We start from the raw sequence: 9,376 nt of genomic DNA, 5'->3' as shown, positions 1-9,376 counted from the left end.
GGCTCTATAATATTTGGTGTTGGTGGATACAACCAACACCAATTTTTTACGCAAAAAAATGAGACATGTGACAAACTCTGGTAAAATGTAATCGCCAAACCACATTTCCCAAAGGAGTTGTGTCACATGTCTCACCAACATTCTATACGAAATCTACTCAATATAAAAGACAAAAATATCATCTTCGATGATGAAAATTTTTGTTCTATCGAAACAATCAAACACGTAAAAGCGAAAGTCTTTCATGGCACGTTAACGTATCAACCTAAAGCTTGTGATGCCTGTGGCCATGTCTTTGATGATCAAATCATTAAACACGGATTTAAAACGACCCTTATCAAAATGCCGAGTGTTTTCGGTTATCCTACGTATTTGAAGCTCCGTAAACAACGCTATTACTGTAAACATTGCCATTCCACTTTTACTTTACAAACCGACATTGTGGCTAAAAACTGTTGTATTTCCAACCATACCAAAGTATCGATTGCTTTAGACGCCAAAGATAAAATCTCCGAAAAAGATATTGCCTTGAAACATCATGTTTCTCATGCCACTGTCAGTCGTGTCATTGATAGCTTTTATAGCTACTATCAACCGAATGTTCACTACCTTCCAAAGCATTTGTGTTTTGACGAGTTTAAATCCGTTAAATCTGCAGCTGGAGCGATGTCCTTTATTTTCTGCAACGCTGAAACGGGAGAGATTGTGGATATCGTAGAGGATCGGAGATTGCATGTCCTCAAAGAGTATTTCTTGCGGTATTCCAAGAAGGCGAGAAACGCGGTAAAAACGATTGTCATCGACATGTATAGTCCTTATATTTCCTTAATTCACGAAGTGTTCCCTAAAGCGAAAATCATCATCGACAAATTCCATATCCTCCAACTATTTAGCAGAGCTTTAAATAAAACCCGCATCAACGTCATGAAGCGGGATAAAAAGAATTACAATAAGTTGAAAAAATACTGGAAACTCCTTCTGAAAGATCAAACAAAACTCGATTATAAAAACTATACATATCATCGCTGCTTTAAAAAACTCATGTGTGAGGTGGATATTCTACACTACATCATGAACCTAGATTCTGAATTAAAGGAGTCCTATGAGTTATACCAATACGTTCGACATTACATCAAAACAAAAGACTTTGAGCACTTGAAAAAAACCTTGAAGAATAAGTGGAACAGCGTTTCCAGCTATATGAGAACCGCCATCAAGACCATAAACAAATACATAAATTACGTGGAGAATACAATGAAATACGATTATAACAACGGTATTTTAGAAGGGATTAATAACAAAATTAAGGTGATAAAGCGTATTTCTTTCGGCTATCGCTGTTTCCGACATTTTAAAACTCGGATTCTGATCACCCAAAATTTAATGACAATGAAAAAAGCTTAGAGGAATCGAAGTTCCTCTAAGTTGTGCGGTTGCATATACCAGGAAAGTCACAAAATTTTTTCACCAACACTATTTGACAAAGAACCTTTTTTATTTACCAACTTTAAAATCTAGTTATTTTGTTGGGGAGATTCATAGTAAATTAAAATAATGTTAAAAAACTATTAAATATACTGTTCTAATTGTGTTATAATGATTGATAAAGATTGAAATTTGAAAAAATATGTAAATAGGAGGAAAAAGTGGATAATGAGAAATAAGAAGCTATATAACATTGCGCTAGCCGCAACAATGACGACAGCAGCAGTAGTTGCTATTGCACCAACTCAAGCGGATGCAGCAAAGTCATTTTCGGATTTGACACCGGCGAACGTGCATTATGACAATGTAATGAATTTGGTGGAACGTGGAGTGATTACTGGATATCCGGACGGAACTTTCAAGCCGAATCAGTCAATCAGCCGTGCTCATGCAGCAAAAATTATCGCAAAAGCTTTAGGCTTGGATACGAAAAATGTGAAAAACCCAAATTTCAAAGATATTCCAACAAATTATGCTTACTATGGTGAAATTGCCGCTTTGGCAAATGCGGGCATCATCAACGGTTATCCGGATGGCACATTCAAACCGAATGCAACACTGACTCGCGGACAAATGGCAAAAATCATTGCAAGAGCATTTGAATTGACAGGGAATGCAAACAATCTTCCTTTCAAAGATATTGCAAATTCTGAATATAAAGAATATATTGCCGCGCTTTATGCAAATAAGGTGACAACTGGGACAACCCCTACGACATACTCACCTGTAAATCCGGTAACACGCGGCCAATTGGCTTCCTTTGTTGTTCGCGCTGAAGAAGCAAAAGGAACAGTGGTGGAAACAGTCGCTGAAATCAAAGACGGCAAATTGGTCACTAAAAATGGTACGTTCGAAATTACGGGAGAACTTGCAAAAGTATTTAATGCAAACAACGCTGCCGCATTAAAAGATGCAAAAGTTGAACTGATTGTGGAAGATCTTCAAACGGCAAAAGTGGCTTCATTAGGCATCGTAGTGGCAGCAAGAACTGGTAAAGTTGTTGGCATCAAAGCATTGACTTTGGTAGCGCCAAACACTTCCTTCAATGCAGGCGGATATCCAATTCCAAATGTATCGATCACTGCCGGCGGAGTGCAAGTGGAAAACTTGGTGGTTGATGAGTTGACGGTAGCTGACGATCTTCAAGTAACATTAAAGTCAGTGGAAGTAAAAGAATTGAAAGTGTCTGAAGGAACAAAATTGACATTGGATCCAAATTCAAAAATTGAAAAATTGGTTCTTCCAGATGGCAAAAAACCTAGTGATGTGATTGCAAACTATGACCAAGTAAAAGATAATATCAAAGAAACTGTAGATGAATCAGGTAAAACTGTAGAAGAAACACCTGCTCCTGCTCCTGGTGGTGGTGGTGGCTCATTGCCAAATTATTCAGGCGATGTAGCGAATGCAATAAACGGATTTATTCAAGCAAAAAGCACTACTTTCCAAACTTTTGGAAATGTATCATTGGATGGTAATAAAATTAAAATTGATGTAACTGATGGATCTCAAACATTAGATAATGGTTTATCTGTACTCAATAATAATAGTAATGATTTAGAAAACTATATTAAAACAAATTATCAATCAATATTAGACAAAGTAAATAATGTAGCAGTATCTGTAGATTTTCCGAATACGACAAAACCTTCATTAACAAGCACATATCCAAATGACAATCAATTGTTTTCAAATATTTTGGGTCACTTTGATTTATTCAATGATTTACTAGAAACTAAAGGAATCACAACTCTTGGCGAATTAGAAAATTATTATAAAAAAAATAATGTAGAAATTAAAGTAACGATTAATTTCAAAGATGCTCAACCATTAACTTATTACATCGTTTTTGAATAATATATCTGTTGTCACAAGTATAATAATCTATTATTCTTTATAAAGAGTAATTAAAATTCCCCAGAACACGGGTGTTCTGGGGAATTTGATTGGACAAGAATTACAGCAAGGCAGGAAAAGGAGTATTTTATGAAGCGAGTATGGAAATACATATTGCTTGTATTTGTGTTGTTGGTCGTTAGTATCGGTGGATATGGTATATATATATTCAAATTCAAAGAATATGATGTAGCCGATCCGGAGGTTGAGGAAATTATTGAAGATCCGTATGTCATCACTTTACCGGACGGCACCGAAATCGTTGTTGATAAAGAGGGAAATATAATCGAGGAAAGAAAAGATGAGCCGGCTGAAGAGAATTCGGACGGTGCCCAAAATGAAGATACTCAATCCGAGGATCCAACCCCTTCTGAAAATGACCCGAATCAAGTAACAGGAGATTCAGAGCAACAGAGACTCACCGTTGCGGAAATTAAAGAAAAATATATTCCTTCTCTAAAAGAATTGGAAAATCAGGCGAACAGCAATCTCGATGCACTTATTCAAAAAGCGTATGATGAATATTCCGCGAAGAGAGCGAATGGTGAAAGCATAGATATAGGTTATTTTTATAATAAATACATGGGAGCTGCCGATGGACTGGAAGCAAGAACAGATGCCGCTTTCAACGCGCTTATGACCATTATCGAAAATGAATTAGAAGAAAATGGATATAGCAAAGCCCATGCCCAAAGCCTGCGGGATGATTACAATGCAGCCAAAGAAGAGCGCCGCAGCAACTTATTGAAAAAAGCGAAAGAGTATTTATAAGTGAATCTTGGTTAAATGAATAATATTTGCCAAACAAAAATACGAAATAACGCACCCAATGAAAAAGCATTTAAGCTATAATATCAAGGGAGGGGTTGAACCGCTGTGGAAGAAACAATCAGCTTATATGATATATTCAAAGTTTTAAAGAAAAGAATCGTATTAATTCTCAGTATCACCATCATTTCAACTTTAGCAGCTGCCATCATCAGCTTTTATGTTTTGACACCGATCTATCAGGCATCAACGCAAATACTAGTGAACCAGAAAACAAGTGAGCAGCAAACTCAAATCCAAACTACGGATATCCAAACGAATTTGCAGCTCATTAACACATATAACGTTATTATCAAGAGTCCGGTCATTTTGAGCAAAGTGATCGAAATTCTTGACTTGAATACAACACCATCAGCGCTTTCGAATCAAATCACTGTTTCGAACGCGAATAATTCCCAAGTAGTCAATATCAGCGTGCAGGATGAACAAGCATTTCTTGCGGTGGATATTGCAAACACGGTGGCTCAAGTGTTCCAAGAGGAAGTCAAAGAGTTGATGAACGTGGATAATGTAAACATATTATCCCCTGCGGAATTGCCCGAGAATCCTTCTCCAGTCAAGCCGAACAAAATGTTGAATATGGCGATTGCATTAGTCATTGGATTAATGGTAGGTGTCGGATTGGCTTTCTTACTTGAATATTTGGATACTACAATTAAAACGGAACATGATGTTGAAGAATTGTTGGGATTACCGATTTTAGGGTTTGTAAGCAAGATAACAGATGCGAACTCCGAAGTTCCTTTAACTGTGAAATCTAAACGAGCAGTTAGGAGAGAAAATGTAAATGTTTAAGAGAAAAAAGAAAAAAAATAATAAAACCATGGCTCGGAAACTGATTGTCGAAACGAATCCAAAGTCCTTCATCTCCGAACAGTTTCGGACAATCCGGACAAACATTAAGTTCTCCATGCCGGATAAAGACTTGAAAACGATCGTAATTACATCTGCAGGTGCGGGAGAGGGAAAATCAACGGTTTCCGCAAATATCGCGGCGGTATTTTCCCAAGAAGGGAAGAAAGTGTTGCTGATTGATGGGGATATGCGTAAGCCGACCATCCATTATACATTCCGTTTGAAAAATGTCTTTGGCTTGTCCAGTTTGTTGACAAAGCAATGTGAACTGGAAGAGGCCATTCAGGAAACATACATCGAAGGGCTCTATGCCATCACCAGCGGACCGATTCCGCCTAATCCTGCCGAATTGCTCGCTTCAAAACAAATGGGTTTGATTATGGAAAGTTTAAAAGAAGAATTTGATCTGATTGTTTTTGATGCTCCACCTGTACTATCGGTAACCGATGCACAAATTCTTTCCAACCGGTGCGATGCGACAATTCTCATTGTCAGCTCCGGAGAAACACAAAAGGCAAGCATCGTGAAGGCAAAAGAATTATTGGATATGTCAAAAGCAAATATTATTGGGGTAGTAATCAATAACGCGGTAATCGAAAAAGGGCATTATTATTATTACTATTATTATGGTGCTTCAGAGTAATGGCGGAATGCCTTTACTCTTTTTTTATCTTTGAAATGGGCTGGGAGAATAGGTGTATCAGTCCTTGAAATAATGGAAAGATATGGGTAAATTTAGGATAAAACAAAAAAGTGGGTGGAAAAATGGTAGATATACATAGCCATATACTATACGGAGTGGATGATGGTCCGAAGAACATCGAAGAGTCGATGGAAATGCTTGAAGCAGCCGTAAATGAAGGCATAACCGATATCATTTCAACGTCCCATGCAAGCCATCCCCAATTTGATGTTCCTGCCGATGTGGTCATTGGGCAAATCCGGGAATTGCAGAAGAAATTGGATGAACGCCAAGTTCCGCTTACGATTCATATTGGCCATGAAGTGCGCATTTCAGAAAAAATCGTTGAACGGTGTGTCTCAAATCAAGTCCATCTTTTGGCAAATTCAAACTATCTATTGCTGGAATTGCCTTCAAGCGGAATCCCGTTATATACAAAAAATATGATCCATGAACTGTTGCGTCATGATATTACACCGATCATCGCCCATCCGGAGCGGAACAAAGCCATTGCGGAAAAACCCGAGCGCCTTGAACGATTGATACGTGAAGGGGCTCTGGCACAAATAACAGCCGGAAGTTTGGCGGGCTTTTTTGGGAAAAAGACCCAACAGCTTTCATTGGATTTGGTCCGGGCGAATCTTGTGCATACTTATGGTTCGGATGCCCATCACGTGACATCCAGACCGTTTTTATTCAACGAAGGTCTTGCGGTGTTGGAAAAAAAGAAAGAACATGATGCAATCGATCTTCTCCTTGAAAATAATGCCCGGATTTTATCCAATGAACCATTGATTATTTATGAACCGGAAGAAATAAGCAAGCGTAAATGGTGGAAAATGTTTTAGTAATATATTTTTACAAACGTTAAATATTATATAGTAATATTTTTGTTGAATTGTGATATTATTTGTTGATAATATCGGAAAAGAAACCTGTTCATGAACTCCACTGAATCTAACAAAGTGTATGTGTATAAATAATCTTCGGAATCTTCGAAGATTATTTTTTATATCAATGATGATGAAATAATCAAAAAAATAACAATAATCTGGTGAGTATAATAGTTCTAAAGGTGGTGATGAATCTATTGATCCAGTATATATTTCATATAGATAATTCTAAAACCCCATAAAGATATTTTTTAAAAAAATTTTTAGTAAATTAGTTGGAAAATATTCATATTTTCCGGAAAGAATAGTAAATTAATAGGTAGATGGGTTTATTTTGGAAACGGGGAGCGGATATCAGATGAAATTGTTTATGCGGTTATATTGCAAATTGGTCAGAAAACATAAATATAGTTATTTCTCTGATGAGTGTATTCGTTGTGGAAAATTGAAGCCATCTGCCAGAGTTCGATTGGAAAGTGAAGAATAAATCGGGACGTATTCAAAGTCAGGTTTGATTTCCATAATTTTTGAACTTCTTTCGTCAATAAAGCACTTTTTTTGAAAATATCAAAGGAAACTTTTTTTGCCAGTCCAATCTTTGCTTCCCGATCGACATCCGATTTGGACAAGGGTATACATGCCCTTGTCTTTTTTGTCATGAATGGAGCCCATTATGCAAACAATAAGTATCATTCTTTTTCATAAAAAATCCTTCGAAATCGTCCAAAATAACATTCCATTAGATTTACCGGCGTTAAAATGGTAAAATTGAATAGATTTTATAGAAAGTGTGGTAGTAAGATTGAAGGTACTATTTATCGGTGATATCGTCGGCTCCATTGGTCGGGAAGCGGTAGAAAAATATTTGCCAAGATTAAAGAAAAAATATGAACCGGATGTGGTTATTGCGAACGGAGAAAATGCGGCGGCAGGTCGCGGAATTACTCAAAAAATCTACCAGCAATTACTTCAAATGGGTATTGATGTCATTACAATGGGCAATCATACTTGGGATAATAAGGAAATTTTTGAGTTTATCGATGAAGCCCAATATTTGATTCGACCTGCAAACTTTTCAAAAGAGGCACCGGGGAAGGGTGCCGTTCAAATTACGAAAAACGGCAACATTTTAACGGTAATCAATTTACACGGACGCGTATTTTTGCCTCCTCACGAAGATCCGTTTCGGATGGCGGATGAATTGGTGGAAGAAGCGAGAAAAATCTCCCCTTTAGTATTTATTGATTTTCACGGCGAAGCAACGAGCGAGAAAATTGCTTTTGGATGGTACGTGGATGGAAGGGTATCGGCAGTTGTTGGAACACATACCCATGTTCAAACGGCGGATGCAAGAATATTTCCAGGGGGTACCGCATATATAACTGATGTGGGGATGACAGGACCATATGACGAAATTCTGGGAATGAAAAAAGAAAGCGTCATCTACAAATTCCAAACAAATTTGCCTGCCCGATTCGAAGTGCCAAAATCGGGAAGAGACGTATTCAGCGGCTTTTTCGTGGATATCGACAATGAAACCGGAAAAGCCATTTCCTGCGAAAGGATATACATCAATGATGACTATCCTTTCCAAGGCTGAATCCCAAGTTTTTGCATGATTCCCTTCCAAAATGATTCTATTTTTCTACTATGCTGCATACAATGTGCTACGGACACAAGTTCAAGTCCTTTGAATGAATGCCAGAGAGAAAGATTCATTCAAAATCATTAAAAAAGCAAGTATGGGGAGGAATAAATGTGGATTCATTGAAAGTATCATCTCGCTCAAATCCAAATTCTGTAGCAGGTGCGCTCGTTGCGGTAATTCGTGAGCAAGGATATGCGGAAATGCAGGCTGTAGGTGCAGGTGCATTGAACCAAGCGGTGAAGGCAGTTGCCATTGCTCGCGGGTTTGTGGCGCCTAGCGGAACAGATTTAGTATGTTCACCAGCCTTTGCGGACATCCAAATTGGCGGAGAAGATCGTACCGCACTAAAACTTGTAGTTGAGAAACGCCAGCGATAAATCATTCAAAGTGGCGATTGGAAGCTTGGCTTCCAAATGGATGAACGGAGAGAAACGGAAACGTTTTTCTCCGTTATTTTGTGCGCCCGGCATGTACATGAACTATAGGGTGTAAGTCCCGAACCCCGAAGACAGAAGTAGAGGTTAGCTCAACGCAAGGGTGTCCGTGGTGACGCGGAATCTGAAGGAAGCTGGAGGCAAACTTCCTGTCCGAGGAACACGAACCTCATATAAGGCTAGGTATGATTGAGTGAGTTTGCAAAACAAAACAAAGCTCTTTCTGTCGAAGGTCATATCGAGTAGATGAGGCGGATAGATGGTGTGAAAGTGCATGTACTTACCCGGGGAGGTCTGGCGGATAGGTGAAGTACGCTTCATAACCTACTTAGTGATAAGTAGCTGAACCGTCAGAAGTCAGCAGAGGTCATAGTATTAGTTGGTCTAGAACAACTAAGAAGGACCGAACAATGAAGAGAGAATAGCCCTTGGCATTCAGTGAGTCATGATGAACACAGAAAACGTAGTACCTCACTTGAGGAAGGAAGCGGTGAATCCCGTGGGGGACCTCTTGGAGGGTGGAGTGACCACTGGCATAAAGAGAACAGCTATTCACGGAAGTTATAAAAACTTGCGTCAATGATCTTAATTGAACCGCCGTATACGGAACCGTACGTACGGTGGTGTGAGAGGACGGGAGTTAATCGCTCCCTCC

At 38.5% G+C, this 9,376-nt stretch carries 9 protein-coding genes; all 9 read left to right on the top strand.

Features of this window, described 5'->3' with window-relative positions; translation table 11 throughout:
* The first annotated feature begins 126 nt into the window (after window positions 1-126).
* Window positions 127-1,404, top strand: coding sequence for an ISL3 family transposase (locus tag NSS77_RS16955; RefSeq protein WP_342468856.1), 1,278 nt, complete (start codon window positions 127-129; stop codon window positions 1,402-1,404).
* A gap of 249 nt (window positions 1,405-1,653) precedes the next feature.
* A complete protein-coding gene (locus NSS77_RS16950) occupies window positions 1,654-3,342 on the top strand; it encodes an S-layer homology domain-containing protein (protein ID WP_342469799.1) in 1,689 nt (562 codons plus the stop codon).
* Between the two features lie 129 nt (window positions 3,343-3,471).
* Window positions 3,472-4,152, top strand: a complete 681-nt coding sequence (locus NSS77_RS16945) for a hypothetical protein (RefSeq protein ID WP_342469798.1) — start codon at window positions 3,472-3,474, stop codon at window positions 4,150-4,152.
* A 105-nt stretch (window positions 4,153-4,257) separates the two neighbouring features.
* The gene (locus NSS77_RS16940; RefSeq protein WP_342469797.1) at window positions 4,258-5,004 is read left to right on the top strand and encodes a Wzz/FepE/Etk N-terminal domain-containing protein; all 747 of its coding nucleotides are present in this window, start codon (window positions 4,258-4,260) and stop codon (window positions 5,002-5,004) included.
* Window positions 4,997-5,707: a CpsD/CapB family tyrosine-protein kinase gene (locus NSS77_RS16935; protein WP_342469796.1), complete on the top strand. Its 711-nt coding sequence runs from the start codon at window positions 4,997-4,999 to the stop codon at window positions 5,705-5,707. Before NSS77_RS16940 ends, NSS77_RS16935 begins: the two co-directional genes overlap by 8 nt.
* A gap of 122 nt (window positions 5,708-5,829) precedes the next feature.
* The gene (locus NSS77_RS16930; protein WP_342469795.1) at window positions 5,830-6,594 is read left to right on the top strand and encodes a CpsB/CapC family capsule biosynthesis tyrosine phosphatase; all 765 of its coding nucleotides are present in this window, start codon (window positions 5,830-5,832) and stop codon (window positions 6,592-6,594) included.
* Between the two features lie 847 nt (window positions 6,595-7,441).
* Window positions 7,442-8,239 carry a TIGR00282 family metallophosphoesterase gene (locus NSS77_RS16925; RefSeq protein ID WP_342469794.1) on the top strand — a complete coding sequence of 266 codons (798 nt, stop codon included), beginning with the start codon at window positions 7,442-7,444 and terminating at the stop codon, window positions 8,237-8,239.
* Between the two features lie 158 nt (window positions 8,240-8,397).
* On the top strand, window positions 8,398-8,664 hold the full coding sequence (locus NSS77_RS16920; RefSeq protein ID WP_342469793.1) for a stage V sporulation protein S: 267 nt from the start codon (window positions 8,398-8,400) through the stop codon (window positions 8,662-8,664).
* Between the two features lie 502 nt (window positions 8,665-9,166).
* On the top strand, window positions 9,167-9,304 hold the full coding sequence (locus NSS77_RS16915; RefSeq protein ID WP_342468482.1) for a hypothetical protein: 138 nt from the start codon (window positions 9,167-9,169) through the stop codon (window positions 9,302-9,304).
* Window positions 9,305-9,376 lie beyond the last annotated feature (72 nt).

Source organism: Ureibacillus sp. FSL K6-3587 (assembly GCF_038593165.1).
GTDB classification, from domain to species: Bacteria; Bacillota; Bacilli; order Bacillales_A; family Planococcaceae; genus Ureibacillus; species Ureibacillus suwonensis.
Note: the sequence above shows the minus strand (reverse complement) of the source record. Positions and strands in the feature narration are given on the sequence as shown.

Coding starts and splice junctions, on each gene's coding strand:
- NSS77_RS16915 (WP_342468482.1), top strand. CDS start 9,167: ATGATGAACACAGAAAACGTAGTACCTCACTTGAGGAAGGAAGCGGTG.
- NSS77_RS16950 (WP_342469799.1), top strand. CDS start 1,654: ATGAGAAATAAGAAGCTATATAACATTGCGCTAGCCGCAACAATGACG.
- NSS77_RS16935 (WP_342469796.1), top strand. CDS start 4,997: ATGTTTAAGAGAAAAAAGAAAAAAAATAATAAAACCATGGCTCGGAAA.
- NSS77_RS16945 (WP_342469798.1), top strand. CDS start 3,472: ATGAAGCGAGTATGGAAATACATATTGCTTGTATTTGTGTTGTTGGTC.
- NSS77_RS16930 (WP_342469795.1), top strand. CDS start 5,830: ATGGTAGATATACATAGCCATATACTATACGGAGTGGATGATGGTCCG.
- NSS77_RS16955 (WP_342468856.1), top strand. CDS start 127: ATGTCTCACCAACATTCTATACGAAATCTACTCAATATAAAAGACAAA.